Annotated in this window: 18 protein-coding genes; 9 read left to right on the top strand and 9 right to left on the bottom strand. The window is 70.0% G+C overall.

Translation table 11 applies throughout. The features are described from left to right. Positions 1–302 precede the first annotated feature (302 nt). The 5 genes from mug to ACLJQZ_RS08860 all read left to right on the top strand — a co-directional run bounded on the left by mug (position 303) and on the right by ACLJQZ_RS08860 (position 4,905). A complete protein-coding gene (mug, locus tag ACLJQZ_RS08880) occupies positions 303–854 on the top strand; it encodes a G/U mismatch-specific DNA glycosylase (RefSeq protein WP_410619540.1) in 552 nt (183 codons plus the stop codon). A gap of 371 nt (positions 855–1,225) precedes the next feature. Next, entirely contained in the window at positions 1,226–2,011 is a 786-nt protein-coding gene (locus ACLJQZ_RS08875) for a response regulator transcription factor (RefSeq protein WP_410619539.1), read from the top strand. 159 nt (positions 2,012–2,170) lie between these two features. Continuing rightward, positions 2,171–4,006 (top strand): acyl-CoA dehydrogenase, encoded by a 1,836-nt coding sequence (locus ACLJQZ_RS08870; protein ID WP_410619538.1) that lies wholly within the window; start codon positions 2,171–2,173, stop codon positions 4,004–4,006. A gap of 182 nt (positions 4,007–4,188) precedes the next feature. Next, positions 4,189–4,464 carry a GlsB/YeaQ/YmgE family stress response membrane protein gene (locus ACLJQZ_RS08865; RefSeq protein WP_410619537.1) on the top strand — a complete coding sequence of 92 codons (276 nt, stop codon included), beginning with the start codon at positions 4,189–4,191 and terminating at the stop codon, positions 4,462–4,464. A 147-nt stretch (positions 4,465–4,611) separates the two neighbouring features. Next, positions 4,612–4,905, top strand: coding sequence for a GlsB/YeaQ/YmgE family stress response membrane protein (locus ACLJQZ_RS08860; protein ID WP_410619536.1), 294 nt, complete (start codon positions 4,612–4,614; stop codon positions 4,903–4,905). Here ACLJQZ_RS08860 and ACLJQZ_RS08855 read toward each other — a convergent pair. Continuing rightward, positions 4,895–6,298, bottom strand: a complete 1,404-nt coding sequence (locus ACLJQZ_RS08855; protein WP_410619535.1) for an MFS transporter — start codon at positions 6,296–6,298, stop codon at positions 4,895–4,897. The two genes, ACLJQZ_RS08860 and ACLJQZ_RS08855, sit on opposite strands and share 11 nt — an antisense overlap. A 111-nt stretch (positions 6,299–6,409) precedes the next feature. Between ACLJQZ_RS08855 and ACLJQZ_RS08850 the strand changes: the two genes are divergently transcribed. Together ACLJQZ_RS08850 and ACLJQZ_RS08845 are read left to right on the top strand one after the other, a co-directional pair. Next, positions 6,410–7,255 (top strand): helix-turn-helix transcriptional regulator, encoded by an 846-nt coding sequence (locus ACLJQZ_RS08850; RefSeq protein ID WP_410619534.1) that lies wholly within the window; start codon positions 6,410–6,412, stop codon positions 7,253–7,255. Then, positions 7,252–8,016 carry a leucine-rich repeat domain-containing protein gene (locus ACLJQZ_RS08845; RefSeq protein WP_410619533.1) on the top strand — a complete coding sequence of 255 codons (765 nt, stop codon included), beginning with the start codon at positions 7,252–7,254 and terminating at the stop codon, positions 8,014–8,016. The genes ACLJQZ_RS08850 and ACLJQZ_RS08845 overlap by 4 nt, the downstream gene beginning before the upstream one ends. Before the next feature lie 4 nt (positions 8,017–8,020). Here the strand turns inward: ACLJQZ_RS08845 and ACLJQZ_RS08840 are convergent, their stop codons facing one another. From ACLJQZ_RS08840 to ACLJQZ_RS08830, 3 genes are all read right to left on the bottom strand, one after another. Beyond that, positions 8,021–10,039 carry a VanW family protein gene (locus ACLJQZ_RS08840; protein ID WP_410619570.1) on the bottom strand — a complete coding sequence of 673 codons (2,019 nt, stop codon included), beginning with the start codon at positions 10,037–10,039 and terminating at the stop codon, positions 8,021–8,023. Between the two features lie 861 nt (positions 10,040–10,900). Then, positions 10,901–11,233, bottom strand: a complete 333-nt coding sequence (locus tag ACLJQZ_RS08835) for a GroES family chaperonin (RefSeq protein WP_410619532.1) — start codon at positions 11,231–11,233, stop codon at positions 10,901–10,903. Between the two features lies 1 nt (position 11,234). Continuing rightward, positions 11,235–13,052 (bottom strand): NHL domain-containing thioredoxin family protein, encoded by a 1,818-nt coding sequence (locus ACLJQZ_RS08830; protein WP_410619569.1) that lies wholly within the window; start codon positions 13,050–13,052, stop codon positions 11,235–11,237. Positions 13,053–13,229: 177 nt separating this feature from the next. Between ACLJQZ_RS08830 and ACLJQZ_RS08825 the strand changes: the two genes are divergently transcribed. Next, complete coding sequence (locus tag ACLJQZ_RS08825) at positions 13,230–13,805, top strand: hypothetical protein (protein ID WP_410619531.1); 576 nt, start codon at positions 13,230–13,232, stop codon at positions 13,803–13,805. Here ACLJQZ_RS08825 and ACLJQZ_RS08820 read toward each other — a convergent pair. The 5 genes from ACLJQZ_RS08820 to ACLJQZ_RS08800 all read right to left on the bottom strand — a co-directional run bounded on the left by ACLJQZ_RS08820 (position 13,795) and on the right by ACLJQZ_RS08800 (position 19,643). Then, a complete protein-coding gene (locus ACLJQZ_RS08820) occupies positions 13,795–14,262 on the bottom strand; it encodes an SRPBCC family protein (RefSeq protein WP_410619530.1) in 468 nt (155 codons plus the stop codon). The genes ACLJQZ_RS08825 and ACLJQZ_RS08820 overlap by 11 nt on opposite strands. Before the next feature lie 298 nt (positions 14,263–14,560). Beyond that, the gene (locus ACLJQZ_RS08815) at positions 14,561–16,876 is read right to left on the bottom strand and encodes an oxidoreductase (RefSeq protein ID WP_410619529.1); all 2,316 of its coding nucleotides are present in this window, start codon (positions 16,874–16,876) and stop codon (positions 14,561–14,563) included. Between the two features lie 84 nt (positions 16,877–16,960). Then, positions 16,961–17,734 (bottom strand): amino acid ABC transporter ATP-binding protein, encoded by a 774-nt coding sequence (locus ACLJQZ_RS08810; RefSeq protein WP_247059450.1) that lies wholly within the window; start codon positions 17,732–17,734, stop codon positions 16,961–16,963. Further along, on the bottom strand, positions 17,734–18,690 hold the full coding sequence (locus ACLJQZ_RS08805) for an amino acid ABC transporter permease (protein ID WP_410619528.1): 957 nt from the start codon (positions 18,688–18,690) through the stop codon (positions 17,734–17,736). Before ACLJQZ_RS08805 ends, ACLJQZ_RS08810 begins: the two co-directional genes overlap by 1 nt. Before the next feature lie 17 nt (positions 18,691–18,707). After that, positions 18,708–19,643: an ABC transporter substrate-binding protein gene (locus ACLJQZ_RS08800; RefSeq protein WP_326956534.1), complete on the bottom strand. Its 936-nt coding sequence runs from the start codon at positions 19,641–19,643 to the stop codon at positions 18,708–18,710. 148 nt (positions 19,644–19,791) lie between these two features. Between ACLJQZ_RS08800 and ACLJQZ_RS08795 the strand changes: the two genes are divergently transcribed. Continuing rightward, positions 19,792–21,459 (top strand): circularly permuted type 2 ATP-grasp protein, encoded by a 1,668-nt coding sequence (locus ACLJQZ_RS08795; RefSeq protein ID WP_410619527.1) that lies wholly within the window; start codon positions 19,792–19,794, stop codon positions 21,457–21,459. The last annotated feature ends 2 nt before the right edge of the window (positions 21,460–21,461 follow it).

The following is a 21,461-nucleotide window of genomic DNA, read 5'->3' as shown; positions in this document are numbered from 1 at the left end:
GAAGATCAGATCGGCCGAGGTCAGGACGGCGCCCCCAGCCCCCAAGAGCACCCCCCACCCTCCCTGGGGGCCGGCCCCGCCTCCAGCGTATCGGCGCCCGCCGACGAAACCGGGCGGAGCGCCAAGATCCCGCGCGGTTGTCCACAACAGCGGGAGCCTGTGGACAACGGCCGCGACAGCCGCATGCAGCCGGTTCGGGAACCGACCGGCGAGCCGAACACGCGGAACGGACGGGTGATCGACGTCGCGGCCGGGGGGACTTGTGCCGTGCCGGTCCGAAAGTCGTACCGGAGACTGGACGGGTGAACACCCGACCCACCAAGGACCAGCTGGCCGCCGCGTACGGCACCACCATTCCGGACGTCATCGCGGCCGGCCTCGACGTGCTGTTCTGCGGGATCAACCCCGGCCTCTACTCCGGTGCCCTCAAGCAGCACTTCGCGCGGCCCGGGAACCGGTTCTGGCCGGCGCTGCACGGCGGCGGCTTCACACCGCGGCGGTTCACCCCGGCCGAACAGGACAAGCTGCTCGACCTGGGGCTCGGGGTCACGAACGTCGTCGCCCGGGCCACCGCCCGCGCGGACGAGCTCACCGACGACGAACTGCGCGAGGGCGGGGAGCTGCTGACCGCGAAGGTGCTCGAATTCCGGCCGCGGTGGCTGGCCGTGGTCGGGATCACGGCGTACCGGACCGCGTTCGGCTTCCCGAAGGCGCGCGTCGGCCCGCAGGAGCTGCTCATCGGAGGGACACACGTGTGGGTACTCCCGAACCCGAGCGGCCTGAACGCCCACTGGACGCCCGACGGGCTGGCGGCGGAGTTCGCCGCGCTGCGGGCCGCGGTCGTGACTCGCTAGCCCCGCTCGCACCCTGCTGACCAGTCACAACCCGCACCCAACCGGCACCTTGGACGTTAGAGGGGGACGAGCCGGGAGGACGCGAATCGACACGGGCCACCCTCAGTAGCACCCGCCGCCCCATCAGGTCGTTCTGCTCCCGGTCGAGCAGCCTTCCCGGAGGGGTTTTCTACCCAGAGTTTGCTGTAACCGGCGGGTTGGGCCATGAGGGGGAACTGGCGTCATGAGCTGCGAACTTGCGACTCGTACCAAGCAGAGGGAGTCACTTTTGGCCGGTCCCGGCAGGGGGGACCGGGCGGTGCCGGATCGCGTGAAACCGAGGGGACACGTCCGGCGTCCCAAGAGCGACGGCGCAGAGACGGAGGCCCACGATGCACGGCATCGAGCCCACCCGCAGGCCCACTGGGCCGGCCGGACCCGGCGGGCGCAGTCTCGGCGTGGCTGTCGTCGATCCGATCCCGATCTACCGCGACGGCCTCGCCGCGCTGGTCCACCGCAGCCAGGGGCTGCACTGGGCCGGCCAAGCGGCGAGCCACCACGCCGCGTTGCAGCTGTGCGAGCAGGTGAAACCGGACGTCGTCGTGCTCGATTCGGCGCTGGATCCGAACTGCCACCTGACGAAGCTGCTCAACGCCGGCGACCCCGCGCTGATCATCGTCACGCTCGTCCGTGACGCGAATCGCACGCAGCAGTACCTGGCGGCCGCCATCGCCGCCGGGGCGCACGCGATCGTGCCGCGGTCGATCGATTCACGACGGCTCGCCGAAGCGATCCGGCGGGCTCACACCGAGCGCCGGTACATCGACCCCGGACTGGCCGCGCTCACCGCCCGGCCGAAGCGCTCGACCGTGCCCAAGGGGGACCTCGCCCACGACAGCCCACCGGCGCCGCGCGGCGGGATGCCGCTGTCCAGGCGCGAATACCAGGTGTTGCAGCTGGTCGCCGAGGGGCTCGAGAACTCGGCGATCGCGAAGCTGCTCTTCCTGTCCGTGGAGACCGTGCGGACCCACGTGAAGAGCATCCTGCGGAAGCTCTCGGCTCGCGACCGGACACACGCCGTGACGATCGCCTTCCGGGGCGGGATACTGATCGTCCGAGCGGATGACGGCCACGTGCCGGTGACGGCGGACACAACGGCCATCCCCGGCCACCGCTGACCCGGGTCACGCTGCTCGAGGCCCACTTTCCGGGGGATTTCCGATACTCGGAAGTGCGGATCTGCTTGCTCCAGTTACCCGCAGGTAATATCCTGAAGTTACCGGCGAGTAAGGCAAGTGTGTGCCCGGCCGGGGAGCCGAACACATTGGAGTGACGACATGGGCCACTACAAGAGCAACGTCCGAGACCTGGAGTTCAACCTCTTCGAGGTACTCGGCGTTCAGGAGCGCCTGGGCAAGGGTGTGCTCGCCGAGTCGGACGAGGAGACCGCCCGCGGGGTGCTGTCCGAGCTGAACAAGCTCGCGACCGGCCCGCTGGCCGAGTCCTTCGCCGACGCCGACCGCAACCCGCCCGTGTACGACCCGAAGACCTTCAGCGTCAAGATCCCCGAGTCGTTCAAGAAGAGCTACAAGCAGCTCCTCGACGGCGAGTGGTGGCGCCTGGGCCTGACCGACGACCTCGGCGGCTTCGGCCTGCCCCCGACCGTGCAGTGGGCCGCGTCCGAGCTGATCCTCGGCGCCAACGCCCCGCTGTTCATGTACCTCGCGGGCCCCAACTTCGCGATGATCGTGAACAAGAACGGCACCGAAGAGCAGCAGCACTGGGCCCAGCTGATGATCGACCGGGCCTGGGGCGCCACGATGGTGCTGACCGAGCCGGACGCCGGCTCCGACGTCGGCGCGGGCCGCACCAAGGCCGTCCAGCAGGAGGACGGCTCCTGGCACATCGACGGCGTGAAGCGGTTCATCACCTCCGCCGAGCACGACATGAGCGAAAACATCATGCACCTCGTGCTGGCGCGCCCCGAGGGTCCCGGCATCGAAACCAAGGCCGGCACCAAGGGCCTGTCGCTGTTCCTCGTGCCGAAGTTCCACTTCGACACCAAGACCGGCGAGCTGGGCGAGCGCAACGGCGCCTTCGTCACGAACGTCGAGCACAAGATGGGCATCAAGGCCTCGACGACGTGCGAGCTGACCTTCGGCCAGCACGGCACCCCGGCCAAGGGCTGGCTGCTCGGCGAGGTGCACGACGGCATCGCGCAGATGTTCCAGGTCATCGAATACGCCCGGATGATGGTCGGCACCAAGGCCATCGCCACGCTGTCCACCGGCTACCTCAACGCGCTCGAGTACGCCAAGGAGCGCGTCCAGGGCGCCGACCTGCCGAACATGCTGAACAAGGCCGCGCCGCGCGTCACCATCACGCACCACCCGGACGTCCGCCGCTCGCTGATGCTGCAGAAGGCGTACGCGGAGGGGCTGCGCGCGGTGTACCTGTACACGGCGTCGTTCCAGGACCAGCTGTGGACCGGCGAAGGTGACCAGAAGGTCGCGCACGGCGTCAACGACCTGCTGCTGCCGATCGTCAAGGGTGTCGGCTCCGAGCGCGCCACCGAGCAGCTCGTGCAGTCGCTGCAGACCCTCGGCGGGTCCGGCTTCCTGCAGGACTACCCGATCGAGCAGTACATCCGCGACGCCAAGATCGACTCGCTGTACGAAGGCACCACGGCGATCCAGTCGCTGGACTTCTTCTTCCGCAAGATCGTCCGCGACAAGGGCGCGTCCCTGGCCTTCGTCGCCGGCGAGATCACGAAGTTCATCGAGTCCGAGGCGGGCAACGGCCGGCTCAAGAACGAGCGCGGGCTGCTCAAGCAGGCCCTCGAGGACACCCAGGGCATGCTGGGCTCGCTGATCGGCTACCTGACGGCGTCGCAGGAAGACCCGCAGAACATCAACAAGGTCGGCCAGCACACGGTCCGGCTGCTGATGTCCGTCGGCGACCTGCTCATCGGCTGGCAGCTGCTCAAGCACTCCGAGGTCGCCATCGCCAAGCTCGACGCGGGCGCGTCCGCCAAGGACGTCCCGTTCTACGAGGGCAAGATCGCCGTGGCGTCGTTCTTCTCGAAGAGCGTGCTGCCGGAGCTGACCGCTCGCCGCGCGATCGTGGAGGCCGCGGACAACGCGCTCATGGAGCTCGACGAAGCCGCGTTCTGAGTGACACCCGAAGGGGGCTCTTCCCGCCGGGGGAGGGCCCCCTTCGCCGTGTCCGGCAGACGTCGTAACGATGCGGCGGCGAGGAGGGTAATTCCCGGTACACCGTGTTTCGCCGTCACCCACCCGGGGCACTCCGCTCATCGAGTTCGCGGCGCCTCCGCGGCTTCTTGAGAGGAGAAGCGATGACCATCGCCGGAATCGTCAGTGCCATCATCATCGGCCTGATCATCGGTGTACTCGGGCGGCTGCTCGCGCCCGGCAAGCAGAACATCCCGATCTGGCTGACCATCGTGATCGGCATCGTCGCCGCCTTCATCGGCACGGCCATCGCGCGCGGTCTCGGATACGCGAACACGAACGGCATCGACTGGCTGGAGATCCTCACGCAGGTCGTCCTCGCCGCCGTCGGTGTCAGTATCGCCGCGGGCCTCTACGGTCGTCGCGGGGTGACCAGGTAACTCTCACGATCCCGGCCCGGCCCGGTTCGCCCCCAGGGTGAACCGGGCCGGGCCGTTTCGGGTCGTCACACCATCGGGGGTCCGAGCGGGCGAAGCGTCCGGATCGGTGTCACGGTTGCGCTTATTGGGCTATCCGAGGAGGCAACTGTGCTCGGCGGACTTTGGGGCATCATCTCGACGATCATCGTGGGCCTGATCCTGGGCGTGCTCGGCAGGCTCTTCGCACCCGGCGACCAGAAGATCCCGATCTGGCTGACCATCGTCGTCGGCATCGTGGCCGCGTTCATCGGCAACTGGCTCGCCGGCGTGTTCGGCGTCCGGGACACGAACGGCATCGACTGGATCCGGCACGTCTTCCAGATCGCCGCCGCCGTCGTCGGCGTCATCGCGGCTTCGGCGATCTACGCGCGGATCAAGGGCGGCAGCCGCACTAACGCCTGACCGACGCGCGCGCCAGCACCACGGCGAACCCGGCACCGACGAGCAGCAGCACGGCGGCCCCGGTCATCGTCGTGGTGATGGCGTGCGCGGACGAACCCCCGGCCAGGGTCAGGAAAGCACTCCCGAACGTCGCGACGCCGACGACCTGGCCCAGCTGCAACGTCGTGGTCAGCAACCCGCTGACGTCCGCCGCGCTCGCGAGCGGGACGTGCGTCAGCGAGTGCGCCATCAGGGACCCGAACGCCGGTCCCATCGAGAGCCCGAAAAGCATCAGCGCCCCGAAGAACAGCGCGCCGCCGTGGCCGCCGTCGCGCAGGCTCAGTGCGAGCAAGGCGTAGGCCGCGGCGGATCCGACGTAACCGATCGGCGTCACCGCCGCGTGGACGCGCGCGGGCAGCTTGTGCCAGAAGAACCCGCACAGGCCGAAGACCACGCCGCCGGGCGCCATGGTGAGCCCGGCCGTCAACGCCGTATCACCCAATCCGGTCTGAAGGTGCAGCGCCAGGCAGAACAGGAAACCGCCGTAGGACGCGACCCCGGCGGCCAGCGCCGCCAGACCTGGTGCGACGCCGCGGATCCGCAGCACGTCGAGGTTCACCAGCGGATCGCGCACCCGGCGTTCCACGACCACGAACAACGCGGCCAGCAGGGCGCCGGCGATCAGCGAGGCGAACGTCCAGGCGGGCCAGCCGGTTTCGTGCCCGAGCACCAGCGGCAGCACGACGAGCACCACGGCCGGCACCGCGATCGCGAGCCCGGCGAAGTCGAGCCGACGGCCGTTCCGGGCGGTGCTCCGAGGGATCAGCTTCGCCGCCAGCACGGCGACGAGCACGCCGATCGGCACGTTCACCAGGAAGATCGGCCGCCAGCTCGCGCCAAACAGGTCCGCGCCGACGAGCACGCCACCGACCACCTGGCCGGCGACGAACGCGACCGAGATGACCGCGGTGTACGCGCTGAGCGCCTTCGCCCGCGCGGGGCCGCTGAACTGCGCCTGGATGACGCTGATGACCTGCGGCATCATCAGCGCGGCGCCGGCGCCCTGGGCGATCCGGGCGATGATCAGCGTTCCCGCGCCGGGCGCCAGTCCACACAACAGCGAGAAGACCGTGAAGGCGACGACGCCGGTGACGAACATCCGGCGTCGCCCGTACAGCTCGCCGAGCCGGGCGCCGGTGATCAGCAGCATCGCGTAGCCCACGGTGTAGCCGGACACGACGAGCTGCAGCGCGGCGCCGGACGCGTGCAGGTCGGTGCGGATGTCGGTCATGGCGACGTTCACGACGGTGACGTCCAGCAACGCCATGAACTGGCCGAGCAGCAGCACGCCGAGCATGAACCACGGCCGCGCGGTCCGGCCCGGGACGGCCGGGGCCGGGGTGGTGAGTGTCATGCCCCTGACCCTGCGGGTCTTTCGCTTGCGACACCGAGAGCCCGGTGATGCTGGTACTGCCGGCACCACCTTCTTCCGGAAATTGTCGTACCCCTCGGGCACCATGCCCACATGACCCAGACGCAGGTCCCCGTGAGCCGCCGAGAGGAACTCGGCCGGTTCCTCAAGGCGTGCCGGGCGCGGATCGGCCCCGAGGAGGTCGGGCTCGCGCCCGGCCTGCGCCGTCGCACGAGCGGGTTGCGGCGGGAGGAGGTCGCGCTGCTCGCCGGGGTCGGCGTCACCTGGTACACGTGGCTTGAGCAAGGCCGGCCGATCAACGCGAGCGCGCAGGTCTTCGACGCCGTCGCGCGCACGCTGCGGCTGGACCACACCGAGCGGGAGCACCTCTACCGGCTGGCGGAGCTGACCCCTTCGCGGCTGCCGTCGGCGGTCGAGGTGGTGCCGGACGCGGTGTGCGAGGTCTTGCGCGCGCTGGAACCGTTGCCGGCCACGGTCGTCAACGGCCGGTTCGACATCCTCGAGTCGAACGCGGCGCACGAGGAGCTGTTCTGGGAGTGGCACAGCCTGCCGTGCCTGCACAAGAACCTGCTCTGGTGCTGCGTCACCGAACCGAACGCGCGGGCGTTCCTGCTGAACTACGACGAGGAGGTGCCGCACATGGTCGCGCGGATGCGGGCCGAGTACGGCCGGCACCTCGGCGACCCGTGCTGGGCGGAGGACATCCGGCGGCTTTCGGCGCTGAGCCCGGAGTTCGCCGAGCTGTGGGCGCGCAACGAGGTCGCCGAGCCGCTGGCCCGGCTGCGGCGGTTCGACCACCCGCGGGCCGGGCGGCTGAACTTCCGGCTGACCGAGCTGGCGGTGTCGGAGGTGCCGGGCCTGCGGATCCAGGTGTCGACACCGGACGACGCGGCCACCTGGGCGTCGCTGCCCGCGACCCGCCGCCGGGAGGGCTCATGACGTGGCTCGATCTGAGCGGGCAGGGACTGGCTTCGGTGCCCTCGGTACCGGACGACGTCACGCGCCTTGATCTGGATCGCAACCGGCTGACGTCCGTGCCGGCGCTGGGTTCCGCGTTGGAGCACCTGAGCCTGTACGCGAACGAGATCTCTGTTGTTCCGCCGTCGCTGTGGCGGCTGACCGGGTTGCGCGTGCTCAACCTGGCCACGAACTCGTTGACCGAGCTGCCGCCGGGGATCTCCGCGTTGTCGTCACTGCACACGCTCGACCTGGGGCACAACCGGTTCCCGACGTTGCCGGGCGAGCTGGGCGACCTGGCCGGGCTGACCGAGTACCTCTACCTCAGCGACAACCGGCTGACGGAGTTCCCGTCGTCGTTGTGCCGCCTGGGAAACCTGCGGTACCTCGGGTGCACGGACAACCGGATCGAGTCGCTGCCCGATCTCTCCGGGCTCGCGTCGCTGCGCGAACTCCGGCTCTACCACAACGAACTGACGGCGTTGCCGGAGTCGATCGGCGCGCTCGGTTCCCTGCGGGAGCTGCACCTGCGCGGCAACCGGCTGCGCGAGCTGCCGGCGTCGATCGGGGCGTTGAGCGAGCTGCGTCAGCTGGACCTGCGGGAGAACTCGCTGGTGACGCTGCCCGCGTCGGTGGCCGGACTGTCCAAGTTGGACAAGCTGGATCTGCGGTGGAACAAGCACTTCCGGGAGCCGTCGTGGCTGCGGGACTTCGAGGAGGCGGGTTGCATGGTCCTTCGCTGACAACTCAACACAGGATCGTCGGACGCGGACCGTAGGTCGCGGTGTGCGACGTCCGGCGGACCTCGGCGCCGCTCGCGACGTCGTAGAGCACGCGCGTGTCGGTGACGCTGAAGCCGGGTGAACCGATCGACGGCTGGCACGGGGTGGCGCCCCCGAACTGCACCGGCGGCGGGTCGCCGGGCGTCTGCCCGCCGGTCGAGCCCTCGACGCGGTAGTGCCGGGTGCCCCAGATCCGGACCGTCACGGAGTCGCCGGACACCACGGCCTGCAGGGCGATGCCGGTCTGGGCGTCGTCGGTCAGCTTGAGCTCGACCGGGCTGCCGTCGGCGTTGATCGCCTTGGCGTCGCGGCCGACGGGGTAGCGGTCGAGGTCGGTGTCGTGCTCGAGGTGACCGCTGTCGGCGAGGCCGGCGAGGTAGCCCGCGTTGTACAACGTGGACGCCAGCTGCGAGACGCCGCCACCGACGACGGTCGGACCGGTGCCGTCTTCGTTGGCCGGAGCGGGCACGTAACCGTTGTCCGCGGTGCGCGGGCCGGAGCGGCCGCCGAGGCTGAACGTCTCGCCGGGCTTGACGATGGTGCCGGACACGCGGTCGGCCAGCGTGCGGTTGTTCGTCGCGGCCGGGCCGGTGAGCCCGCCGGTGGTGAACTCGCCGATGACCTCCGTGATGCCGAGCGCCCCCGCGGCTTCGGTGGTCACGCCGGGCTTCGACGCGTTGTAGGCCACGGGCAGATCGCGCCCGTCGGTCTTCTTGAGGACGTCGATCAGCGGGAGGAAGGTCTTCTCCCAGTTGATCTTCCGGGCGTCTTCGGACGGGTCGACGGTCGGCTGGTCGCCGGCGAAGACGATCTGCGCGTCTTTGCCGTCGGTCTCGGTGCTCGCCAGGCCGTCCTTCAGCGCGGCCTGCAGCTTGCCTTGGTCGATCCGCACCTCGACGGCACCGCCTTCGACGGGCGCGAACTGGAACGAGGAGGCGATCGCGTCCGGCTTGAGCGGCACGTCCTTGCCCTGCCCGTGCACCACAACCGGCTTCGCCACCGCGGGCACGACGATCTGCTGGAACGCGGCCTGCACCCCGGCGGCGGTCGCCCGCACCGGCGTGATGGCCATCGCCAGCTTGACGCCGCCCGGGTCCAGCCAGTGCTCGGTGACGGCGTGGACGGCGCCCGCGAGATCGGTCAGCTGCTGCCCTTGGCGCGGCAGGATCGGGTAGGGCGTGACGCCGCCATCGCTGCCCTGCAGTGGCATGAACCCTACGGCGCCCTCGGTGGCGGCGTGGTCGAGCTTGCCGTCGGCCAGCGCGCGGACGGCCTGACTGGTCTGGTTCTCATCGGTCCGCGTCGCGACACCGACCTCGCGACTGGTGAAGAAGGACATGATCCGGGTGATCGGACTGAGCGGCTGGTGCCCGGCGAGCCCCAGGGTGTTGGGCCAGTCGAGCCCCAGCCCCGAGCGCGACGGAACGAGTTCGGCCTGGACATCCCCACCGTGCACCACAACCGGCCGGGTAAGCCGAGGCTCGAGTTCCTTGCGCAGCTTGGCTTCCGCCTCGGCGTGGGTCATCCCCCCGACACCGATCCCGGCCACGGTCACCCCCCGCGGCACATCACCGGCGCTGGAGAGAAGGTCGACGGCGTAGAGGATGACGAAAAGCCCCAGCGTGAGCCCGACGATCATCATCGTGCGAGCAACGCCCTTGCGCAGCTTGCGCGCAGGAGTCTCCGGCGGGGGCGGGGCCGCGGGGTTTTCGAGGAGTTCGCCGAGCAGGTCCTCGGCGAAGAGATCAGTGGTGACAACGGCATCGTCGACAACAGGCTCGGCACCGGGCACCGCCTCGATGGCCGCGGTCTCGGCAGCGGCAGCAGCCCGTTCATCCGGCCACGGCCCAAGCGCCCCCGCATCCCCGGCAGGCTCACCGGGCCACGCCCCAGACTGCGCCGCACTCCCAGCAGACTCAACCGGCCACGGCCCTGGCTGCACCGCGTCCTCAGGAGCAGCAGCTGGTTCATACAGCGACTGCATAGCTTCGGCACCGTCTGTGACCAGCGCCGCAGACTCCACCGCCACGGGCTCGTCCGGCTGCAACGCGGGCTCGGCGGCGGACTGTGGCTCGGCGGACGGCACCTCGACCGTAGGCACTTCCGGCGACAGCGCGGGGTCGCCCGCGGTCGGCACCTCGGCACCGGCCGACCCGATCGCCACAACGACCCCGGATTCGGCGGCGAACTTCACCTCGCCCGCGGACCCGTCCCGCAGCACCCCGGACTCAGCGGCGGTTGATACCTCGGCACCAGCCACTCCGTCCGCAGCAGCCGACTCGGATTCAGCAGCGAACCGCGCTTCACCCGCAGGCCGTTCCCGCAGCGATCCGGGGCCAGTGGCAAGCGGCACCTCAGCACCGGCCGATCCGTCCACGGCGGCCGACTCGGGTTCGGCGGCGAACTGCGCCTCGCCCGCCGGCCCGTCCGGCAACACCCCAGAGTCGGCGACAAAGGGCGCCCCAGCACCGGCCGCCGCCGCTGGCTCGGAATCGGCGGCGGACTCATTCCGCAACGACCCGGAGGCGGCGGCGAGGGGCAACTCGGCGTCGGCCGATCCGGTCGCCGCGGCAGGGGCGGATTCGGCGGTGGGTTGCGCCTCGGCAGACGGCACCTCGGCCACGGGCTCCTCCGTCGGCGAGTCCGAAGCACCATGCGGCTCCGCGGCAGCCGACCCGTTCGCGGCGGGTGGCTCCACAGTGGTCGCCCCGTTCGCGACAGGCGGCTCCGCAGCAGTCGCGCCCTTCGCGGCGGGTGGTTTCGGTTGGCCGGCGTCCGGCGCTTCGCGCACGTCGGCGCGGTCGTGCGCCTCGTCGTCTGCCACGCCCCTGCCCTCCGGGGGGCCCTAGAGGTAGAGCCCGGTGCCGTGTTCGGTTCGCTCGGTCGCCACGGCGTGGATGTCGCGTTCGCGCATCACCAGGTGCCCCTCGCCCTGGATCTCGACCTCGAGCTGGTCCTCCGGGTTGAAGAGCACGCGGTCGCCGACACTGACGTTCCGCACACTGTTGCCGGCGCCCAGTACATCACCCCAGGAGAGCCGGCGCGCGACCTGCGCGGTGGCGGGGATCACGATGCCACCGCTGCTGCGCCGCTCGCCCTCTTCCGGCGACAGCCGCACGAGTACCCGGTCGTGCAGCATCTGGATCTCGAGTTTCGGCCCGTCAGACACGGTCCGCATCCTACTCGGCGTCGCGCGGCTCCCCGGCCATGACCAAGCTCAGCTCGCTCGCCCCGCCCTCCTCGAACCGCACCGGGACGCCCCAGTCCTGCCGGGTGATCCGGCACGCGGGGTGCTCACCGCCGTCGTCACAGCTCGCCGCCTGGGCGACGACCTGCAGCACGCCCTCGGTCACCCCCGGCGCGAACCGGATCTTGCGGGTCAGCTCGGTCCCGGCGCCGGTGCCGTCGGCCAGCAGCTCCGGCGGCGACGCGCTGATCTCCAGCCGCGTCGACGGGCCGTACCGGTCGTCCAGCTTCTCGCCGGGCGGCGCGGTGAAGACGACCGAAAAGTCGATCTCGCCGGGCGCGAGGACCGTCGGCGGGCGGCGCACGGCGTGCGCGTCGCCGGTGACCACCGAAGGCTCGCTCGCCGGCACCGGGCCGATCCGGTTGCCCGCGGACTCGACGACCAGGAGCCGGCCGTCGGTCAGCAACAGGCCCTGCGGCTCGGCGAGGCCGGTCGCGAGCGTTGTCACCTCACGCGTGAAGAAGTCGAAGCGGCGGACGGCACCGTTGTAGGTGTCGGCGATCGCGATCCGCGCGCCGGGCAGCACGGCGAGGCCGAGCGGGTGCTGGAGCAGCGCCATGTCGGCCGGGCCGTCGGTGTGGCCGAAGGAGAAGAGGTCGATCCCGATCGCCGTCTGCACGGTGAACGAGTCGCCCGCCGGCTCGATCCAGCGCAGGGCGGACGTCTCCGCGTCGGCGAGCCACAGCTTGTCGCCGTCGGCGGCGAGGCCGGACGTCTGCGCGAAGAACGCTTCGCTGACGTCGCCGTCGCGGAGGCCTTCGACGGTCGTCCCGGCGAAGCGGCGGATGTTTCCCGACACCGGGTCGAACACGCTCAGCGTGTGGTTGCCGGCCATCGCGACGACGACCCCGCCGGCCGGGCCCCACCACACGACGTCCCACGGGCTGGTCAGGTCGACCTCGACGCCCTTGCCCGAGTCCGGCCCGTTGCGCCACTGCGCGCCGGTGCCGGCGACCGTGGTCACCTCGCCGGTGATCAGGTCGAGGCCGCGCAGCCGGTGACCGGCGGTGTCGGCGATGACGGCGTGGTAGCCGGCCCGCTCGGCGACGTCGTAGGGCAGCAGCGCGATGCCCGACGGCTCGGTGAACGTGGCGATGTCGAACGGCCCGTCCTGCCCGCCACGCTCTCCGCTGCCGAAGCGCCGGATGACCGTCTCGCCGTCCGAAGCGAACTCGACGACGGAGTGGTGCCCGGTGTCGGCGACCAGGATGCGGCCTTCGGCGGTGGCGACGGCCTTGCTCGGGAACCGGAGCTCGCTCTGCTGCTCCTCGACCGGCACATACGGGCCGCCGCCGCGGCGAAGCGTCCCCTTCGCGTCGTGCTTCTTCACGAGGTCGGCGATGACGCGGCGAAGCGCCTCTTCGTGCCCTTCACCGGCGGCGACGTGGACGACGTAACCCTCGGGGTCGATGACCGCCAGCGTCGGCCACGCGCGGACCGCGTACTGCGACCACAGCTCCATCTTCGGGTCGTTGACCACCGGGTGGTGGACCTCGTAGCGGCGCACGGCGGCCTCGATGGACGCGCGCTCGCCCTCGTGCAGGAACTTCGGCGAGTGGACGCCGATCGTGACCAGCACGTCCGCGAACTCGGCCTCGAGCGGGCGCAGCTCGTCGAGGACGTGGAGGCAGTTGACGCAGCCGCTGGTCCAGAAGTCCAGCAGCACGATGCGGCCGCGCAGTTCGGCCAGGGTGATCGGGCGGCCGCCGGTGTTCAGCCAGACGTCGCCGCGCAGCTCGGGAGCGCGCACGCGGGCCTGCGGTCGGGGAGATGTCACGGCAAGAGTGAACTACACGCGCTCACGCTCTGTTCCGGAGTCCAGCCGATGAGAGAACAAACTCACCCGACCGGGGTCACCCCTGGCCGGGCGTCAAGAGAGCAGAAAAGAACGCGCGGCGGGGTCGGGCGCCACTTACGCTCTTGGGTCATGACTCCCGTCCAGCCGACCGGCGCCCTCTCCCCGGAGGAGGCGCGGCACCTGCAGGAAAACCTCCGGGAACCGGTGCGTCCCGGGCTGAGCGAGGCCGAGCTCGACGACGTCGAGCGCCGGTTCGGCTTCCGCTTCGCCGCGGACCACCGCACGTTCCTCGCCGCGGGCGTCCCGATCGGCGACCGCTGGCCGGACTGGCGCTGCGGCAACCCCGAGCAGCTGCGCAAACGTTTGGCCTGGCCGGTCGACGGCGTCCTGTACGACGTCGAACACAACGGCTTCTGGCTGCCCGACTGGGGCACCCGCCCGGTCGGCCCCGAGGACGCGGTCCGCGAAGCGGGGCAACGCCTGGCCGACGTGCCGCAGCTCGTGCCGGTGTGCGGCCACCGCTACCTGCCCGGCCTCGCCGGCACGTCCGGTTACCCGGTGTTGTCGGTGTACCAGACCGACATCGTCGTGTACGGCTCCGACCTGCGGGATTACCTGCAACGCGAGTTCGGCACGGGCGGCATCTGCACGGCCCCACCGGACGGCCCGCGCTACATACCCTTCTGGTCCCGCTTCATCGACTAGCTTCGACGGCGGTTTTGAGCCGCGCGAGGGTCGCGGCGATGTTTGCTGTGTTGGCCTCGCGCCGGTTCCAGACGCCGGTGACCGTCGACGTCGGCACCCGGAACCACGCCGGCCGCCGCTCCCACATGCTTTCGACGACGACACAGCCGGCACCGGCGGGTTCGAAGTCGTACTGCCACCGCGCGACGGGCAACCCGACCGAGGTCACCTCGAAGCCGAACCGGCGTCCCGGATCGGCGTCGGTGATGGTGGACAAGGTGCTCCACCGCCTCAGGCCGCGCCGGTTGTGCCCGCGGAACCGGGCACCCACGACGGGCCCGCGCGGCCGGCCGACCCACCGGTGCCCGGCGTACTCCTCGGCGACGTCGGCCAGCCTCGCCGGGTCGCTGACCAGTGCGTACACGGCTTCCGGTGCCGCGCCGACCTCGATCCGGCCGATGGCGTCGGGTTGGCTCATGGTGACCTCCGCGTCGAGGGTGACATACCGAGGGTATGTCACCGACCGCGGTCAGGTGAATAGCCTGTGGATGCCGCGCGGGGGATGTGGACAACTCGACGCCCAGCGGCCGGAAAAGCCGGTTCCGTCGGGGGTGACCGATACGCTGGACGTGGGACGCCCCCCAGGGAGTGGTGGGGGCTGTCTGGGGGTCCGAGCGGGGCGCCGCAGCCGGCGGGGTGCGCGGGTGTCGAGGAGTGGCTTGGGGTTTCTGAGGCTTTATCGCGCTGGTTCTAGAGATCGGCAGAGAGCGCGAGAATTAGTTCTCCCGGCGCAGCATCCGGCTGACGCCCGCGGCCACCGTGGTCGCCAGGATCCAGCCTGACGCCGTGAAGCCCGCCGCGACCCAGTTGTCCGCACCGTGCATGTACCAGCGGGACTTGTTGCCGAAGTCGACGATCGGGACCAGCAGGTCCGCCGTGTAGATCACCGGGTTCCACTGCAGGCCCGTGTCCTGCTGGTTCACCACGCAGCGGGGGCCGTTGGCGATGATCTGGTGGGCCTGGTCCGTGGCCGGCCAGTTCACGCAGTCGTCCGAACCCAGGCCGAACCACAGGCTGCCCAGCACCAGCAGCGTGAAGAGCCAGCCCAGCGCGCGGACCGGGCGGTAGCCGTAGCCGACCATCGAACGCTGGAGCCAGCTCCACAACCGGACGCCGGGGCCGAAGAACTTGAAGCCGCGGGCCAGCGCCTCGTAGCGGAACTGCTGTTTGCGCAGCGCGACCGTCGACGCGTGCTCTTCGTTGCCCGCCGCGCGGAGCATGTGCGCGAGCTGGTCGTACGGGCCCGGGCGGTAGCCGCGCATGGCGTTGCGCAGCAGCTCGATGCGGTGGTCCAGGGACTTGTCGTCGTCGAGGGGGATGCCCTTCTTCAGGGCGTCGTAGCGGAAGTCCTCCAGCTCGATGCCCTCGGTCGAGGCCCAGAACGCCTCGTTGTCCGTCAACGTCCCGCAGTGCGCGCGGCGCAGGACCACGCGGCCCGCCGGGGGGCTGCTCGGCGTGAACGTGAACTCGTCCGCGGCGACGTCGCCGGCGTCGAGGGCGACGTTGAACGGCGGGAACGAGCCCAGCTGGGCGCCGCGGATGTCGACGCGCCGCGCGACCTGGGCGCCGTCCAGGTTGACGCCGCCTTCGGCGACGAACGGGCGGCTGTTGTCGTCGCGCAGCAGGAGGTCACGGCCGATCCGGCCGGTGCGGACGTCGAGGGAGAAACTGCTGGTCGCGCGGCGTCCGGGGTCCGTCAGCCGGGTGCCCGCGAGGTTGATGCTGCCGCCGACCTCGAGGCCCTGCAGGCGCAGCGTGCCGTGGATCGTGGCGTCCGTGAGCTGGAAGTTGCCGGCGATCTTCGAGCGCCGCGCCGAAAAGACGTCCCGGCCGGGGTGGCGGAACATCGAGTTCCAGGCCAGGAAGTTGCCGCCGATGGTGACGTCGGCCAGCCGCAGCTGCCCGGCCGGCACGCGCAGGCTGGTCGCCTCGATGTCGCCGCCGATCTCGGTGCCGTCCAGGTGCAGCGCCCGGTCGTAGTACGGCGGGGTCTTGCCGCGCACGACGCTGATCTCGGCGCCGGCCAGCCGCAGCGAGCCGCCGATCCGCGCGTTGACCATGCGCAACGTGCCCAGCGCCTGCAGGCCGTCGGACAGCTCGAGGTTGCCGTCGACGCTCAGCCGGTCGGCGACCAGCGCCGGGCGCGGGTCGAGGTACGGGTCGTTCGACTTCCACGCGTCGACGGCGATCGGGCCCTGCTGCGAGACCGTCAGCTTCGCCTCGCGCAGGATGATGTCGCTGTCCACCGTGGCGCTCGGCAGGTACATGATCCCGGTGGCGGAGAAGCGTTTGCGCTGGCTGGCCGGGCCGTAGTTGTCGACCTCGCAGAGCAGGCTGCCACCGATGTGCAGGCCGTTGCCGTTGAGCGCGAAGCCGTCCGGGTTGTTCAGCGTGGCGCCGGAGAAGTTGACGTTACCGCCGGTCCGCAGGCCCGGGAGCCGGACTTCGCCGTTCGCGACCATCCGGTACGCCAGCAGCGCGCCGGTGAGCACCAGCCGGTCCGCCTGGATCGCCTTGCCGTGCGGGTGCGAGATCACCGTCCGGGTCAGCACCATCGAGCCTTCGATCACCGCGTCCGTCAGGTTGACGGCGGCGTTCGGCATGCCGCGTTCGCGGTCGTCGCCGCGCTGGACCGTGGTCTCCTCGATCTCACGGTCGTCGCCGTCGACCTGCACGACGCAGCGGATCAGCCGGACGTCGTTGCGGCTGCGCATGTTGCGGGCCTTGAGCCCGGGCAGCCAGCACTTGCGGAAGACCAGGCCGAGCAGGTTCGCCTCGCGCACGTCCGGCGGCTGCTCGAACCGGCAACGCTCGAACCGGAACAGGTACTTCAGGTCCGCGGCCCGCAGGTCCAGCGTCCCGGTGATGTACGCGTCCTCGACGTAGACGATCGGCGCGTTCGTGGCCTGCCGGCGCCAGCGCAGCAACCCGCCGTTGCCGGGTTTCAGCAGCTCGGAGGCCTTGACCTCGTAGCGCTTGTCGGGGATCCCCGCGAAGGGGTCCAACGGCGGCAACGCGCTTTCGGTCGACATGGCCCGATCTCCCCTCGCCCCGCCACCAAGGTAGCGAAACCGCGGCGGAAACGGTGCCGGAACACCGTTTCCGCCGCGAGATCCTCAGGCGTTGGGGTTGAGCACGCGCGCGAGGAACGACTTGGTCCGTTCCTCCCGCGGGTCCCCGATGACCTGGTCGGGCGGGCCCTCTTCGACGACGACGCCGCCGTCCATGAACAGGACCTTGTCCGCCACCTCACGCGCGAACTGCATCTCGTGCGTGACGACGACCATGGTCATGCCGTCCTTGGCGAGCTGCTTCATCACGCCCAGGACGTCGCCGACGAGCTCCGGGTCCAGCGCGGACGTCGGCTCGTCGAACAGCATCAGCTTCGGCTTCATCGCGAGCGCCCGGGCGATCGCGACGCGCTGCTGCTGCCCACCGGACAGCTGCGCCGGGTAGTTCTTCGCCTTGTCACCGAGGCCGACGCGGTCCAGCAGCTCCAGCGCGCGTTGCCGCACCTGGGCCTTCGGCTCGCGGCGCACCTGGATCGGCGCCTCCATCACGTTTTCCAGCGCGGTCATGTGCGGGAAGAGGTTGAACCGCTGGAACACCATGCCGATGTCCTTGCGCTGGAACGCGACCTCGCTCTCGCGCAGCTCGTGCAGCTTGTCACCACGCTGCCGGTAGCCGACGAGCACGCCGTCGACGTAGAGCCGGCCGGCGTCGATCTTCTCGAGGTGGTTGATGCAGCGCAGCAGCGTCGACTTGCCCGAGCCGGACGGCCCGATCAGGCAGAGCACCTCACGCTCCTGCACCTCGAGGTCGATGCCCTTGAGGACGTCGACGGTGCCGAAGCTCTTGCGAATCTTCTGCGCGGAAACGACCGGAGTCATTACGCCTTCCCCCCGCCGCCGCTGCTCCCGGAGCCGAACCGGAAACCGAGCATCCGGCCCGCCCACCTGTTCTTGTTCGCCTCACCACGCGAAGTGCCGCGCGAGAACCGTTTCTCGATCTGCATCTGGATCAGCGTCAGCACCGACGTCATGAACAGGTACCAGGCCGCGGCCGTGATCAGCAGCGGCACGGTCTTGTAGTTCTGCGAATAGATGGTCTGCGCCGCGACCATCAGCTCGAAGTACCCGATGACCACGACCAGTGACGTCGTCTTCAGCATGGAGATCGTCTCGTTGCCGGTCGGCGGGATGATCACCCGCATGGCCTGCGGGAGGATGATCCGCCGCAACGTCCGCGTGCGGCTCATGCCGAGCGCGCCCGCCGCTTCCAGCTGACCGTCGTCGACCGACTGAATGCCGCCTCGCACGATTTCCGCCATGTACGCGGCTTCGTTGAGACCCAGGCCGAGCAGCGACGCGGTAAACTGCGTGATCAGCTGGTTGGTGTCCCAGCTGACGAACTCGGGGCCGAACGGCACCCCGAGCCCGAGCCGGGGGTAGGCCAGCGCCAGGAAGTTCCAGATGATCAGCTGGGTGATCAGCGGGGTCCCGCGGAACAGCCAGACGTAGAGCGCCGCGGCGCCCGACGTCAGCGGGTTGGGCGAAAGCCGCATGACGGCCAGCAGGATGCCGCCGACGATCCCGATCAGCATCGAGATCACCGTCAGGATCAACGTGTTCTGCAGGCCGCGCAGGATCCGGTCGTCGAAGAGGTAGTCCCCCACGACCGGCCACTGCAGCGCGTCGTTGGTGATCACGCTGCGGAGCACGATGAACGCGACGAACAGGATGATCACGCCGGCCACCCAGCGCCCGTAGTGGCGCACCGGGACGGCCTTGATGGGCTCGGCGTCGATCGGCGCCCCGGTGGGGGACGCCTCGGAGGAACTGGACACGCGAACTAAGTCCTATCTCAGCTGGCCGGGTTGATCTCCGACTTGGTGACCGCACCGGCGGCGTTCAGGCCCCACTTGTCCATGATCTTCTTGTAGGCGCCGCTGTCGATCAGCTTCTGGATCGCGCCCTGGACGGCCTTGCCGTAGTCACCGCTGTTCTTCGGCAGCACGATGCCGTAGGGCACGGTGTCGTACGGCGTGCCGACCGACTCGAGCTGACCGTTGGTCTGCTTGACCGCGTAGTCGATGACCGGGGAGTCGGCCAGCTCGCCCTGCACGCGCTTGGCGGTGAGGGCCAGGTTGACGTCGGTCTGGGCCTGCAGCTGCGTGACCTCGATGGCGGGCTTGCCACCACTGGTGCAGGCGGCGTTCTTCTTGTCGAGGTCCTCGACCTGCGTGGTGCCCTTCTGCACGGCGATCTTCTTGCCGCAGAGGTCGTCGACCTTCAGGCCGTCCGGGTTGCCCTTCAGCACGGCCAGCGAGGTGCCGGCGCTGAAGTAGGAGATCATGTCGACCGACTGCAGCCGGTCGGCGTTGATGCTGAACGACGAGATCCCCATCTCGTACTTCTTGGCGCCGAGGCCGGGGATGATGCCGTCGAACGAGGAGTTCTGGAACTCCATCTGCACGCCGAGCACCTGGCCGATGGCGGTGCCGAGGTCGACGTCGAAGCCGGTGGCCTTGCCGTTGTCCTGGAACTCGTTCGGCGGGTAGCTCTGGTCCTGCCCGACGAGGATCTTGCCGTCGGTCTTGACGTCGGCGGGCACCAGCGCGGCGAGCGCGTCGTCCTTCGCGACCGTGCCGGCGTCACCCGAACCAGTGCCCGCCGGAGCGGCACTGCTCGAGCCGACGTCGCCGGCACCGCTACCACCCGCGCCACAGGCCATGGTCAGTCCGACCAGGGCGAATGCCGGCAACAGGGCGAGCGCCTTGAGTTGGGGTCCTCGGGCCACGTCGTCACTCCTCGTAGTTCTCAGTTCGTGAGAGCACGCATATTGCCACTCATCCATACCAAAGCACAGCACTGTCGAGTTACAGCGAAGTTTCGCAACGCTTCAACCAGCGTGGGAGTGTCGCGCGTTGGTGGGCACGTAGGTGAGGATGTCGTTCATGAACGCGATCCCGCCCCGGCTGCCCCCCTCCGGTCGACGCGCGAGGAAGGCGACGACCCGCCGGATCACCCGGCCGGGTGCCCGGTTCGACGGCTACCTCTCCCCGGAACGTCCGCACGCGGACGCCTACGACGAGATGTTCGCCGACGACGGTACGGTCCGCGGCCCGTACCGGGCGCTGTACGAGTCGATCGCGGCGCTCGACGCGCACGACCTCAACTCGCGGTCGCTCGCGCTGGACCGGGCGATGGTCGACCAGGGCATCACGTTCTCACTGTCCGGCCAGGAGCGGCCGTTCCCGCTGGACCTGGTGCCGCGGGTGATCCAGGCGGCCGAGTGGTCGAAGCTCGAACGCGGGGTGGCGCAGCGGGTCCGCGCGCTCGAGGCGTTCCTCGCCGACATCTACGGCGACCGGCAGATCCTGCGTGACGGCGTCTTCCCGCGACGGCTGATCACGTCGTGTGAGCACTTCCAGCGCGAGGCGTACGGCATCAACCCGCCCAACGGCGTGCGCATCCACGTGTCCGGTGTGGACCTGGTGCGCGACGAGGAGGGCACCTTCCGGGTTTTGGAGGACAACCTCCGGAATCCGTCCGGGGTGTCGTACGTGATGGAGAACCGGCGGACGATGGCGCGGGTCTTCCCCGACCTGTTCGCCCAGCACCGGGTGCGCCCGGTTGGTGACTACGCGGCACACCTGCTGCGGGCCCTGCGCGCGGCGGCCGCGGCGAACGTCGCCGACCCGATGGTCGTGGTGCTCACCCCCGGCGTCCACAACTCGGCGTACTTCGAGCACTCGCTGCTGGCGCGGCTGATGGGTGTCGAACTCGTCGAAGGCCGCGACATGTTCTGCCGTGACAACGTCGTCTACCTGCGGACCACCGAGGGCGAACGCCCGGTCGACGTCATCTACCGGCGGATCGACGACGAGTTCCTCGACCCGGTGCACTACCGGCCGGACTCGGTCCTCGGCATCGCCGGCGTGCTCAACGCGGCGCGCGCGGGCAACGTCGTCGTCGCGAACGCCATCGGCAACGGCGTCGGGGACGACAAGCTCGTCTACACCTACGTGCCGGAGATGGTGCGGTACTACCTCGGCGAGAAGCCGCTGCTGCCCAATGTGGACACCTACCGCTGCTGGCTGCCGGACGAGTTCGACTACGTGATGTCGCACCTCGACGAGCTGGTCGTCAAGCCGGTCGAAGGCTCCGGCGGTTACGGCATCGTCTTCGGGCCGGAGGCGACGCCGGCGGAGCTGACGGCGCTGCGGCGGAAGGTGCGGGCGAACCGGCGCGGCTGGATCGCGCAGCCGGTGGTGCAGCTCTCGACCGTGCCGTCGAAGGTGGAGGACCGGCTGGCGCCGCGGCACGTCGACCTGCGCCCGTTCGCCGTCAACGACGGCAAGGACATCTTCGTGCTGCCCGGCGGGCTGACCCGGGTGGCCCTGCCGGAGGGCAGCCTGGTCGTCAACTCGTCGCAGGGCGGCGGCTCGAAGGACACGTGGGTGCTGGCCTCCCGGACCTCCACCGCCGAACGCGAGCTGGAACAGCCGGCACTGGGCGCGGTGTCCACTGTGGACGGAATGATCGCGGAACAGGGTCCCGAGCTGTCTCTGTCACAGCAGCAACAACAGCAGCAACAGCAGCAGCAGAGCTAGGG

Source organism: Amycolatopsis sp. cmx-8-4 (assembly GCF_046548675.1).
Lineage (GTDB): Bacteria > Actinomycetota > Actinomycetes > Mycobacteriales > Pseudonocardiaceae > Amycolatopsis.
Note: the sequence above shows the minus strand (reverse complement) of the source record. Positions and strands in the feature narration are given on the sequence as shown.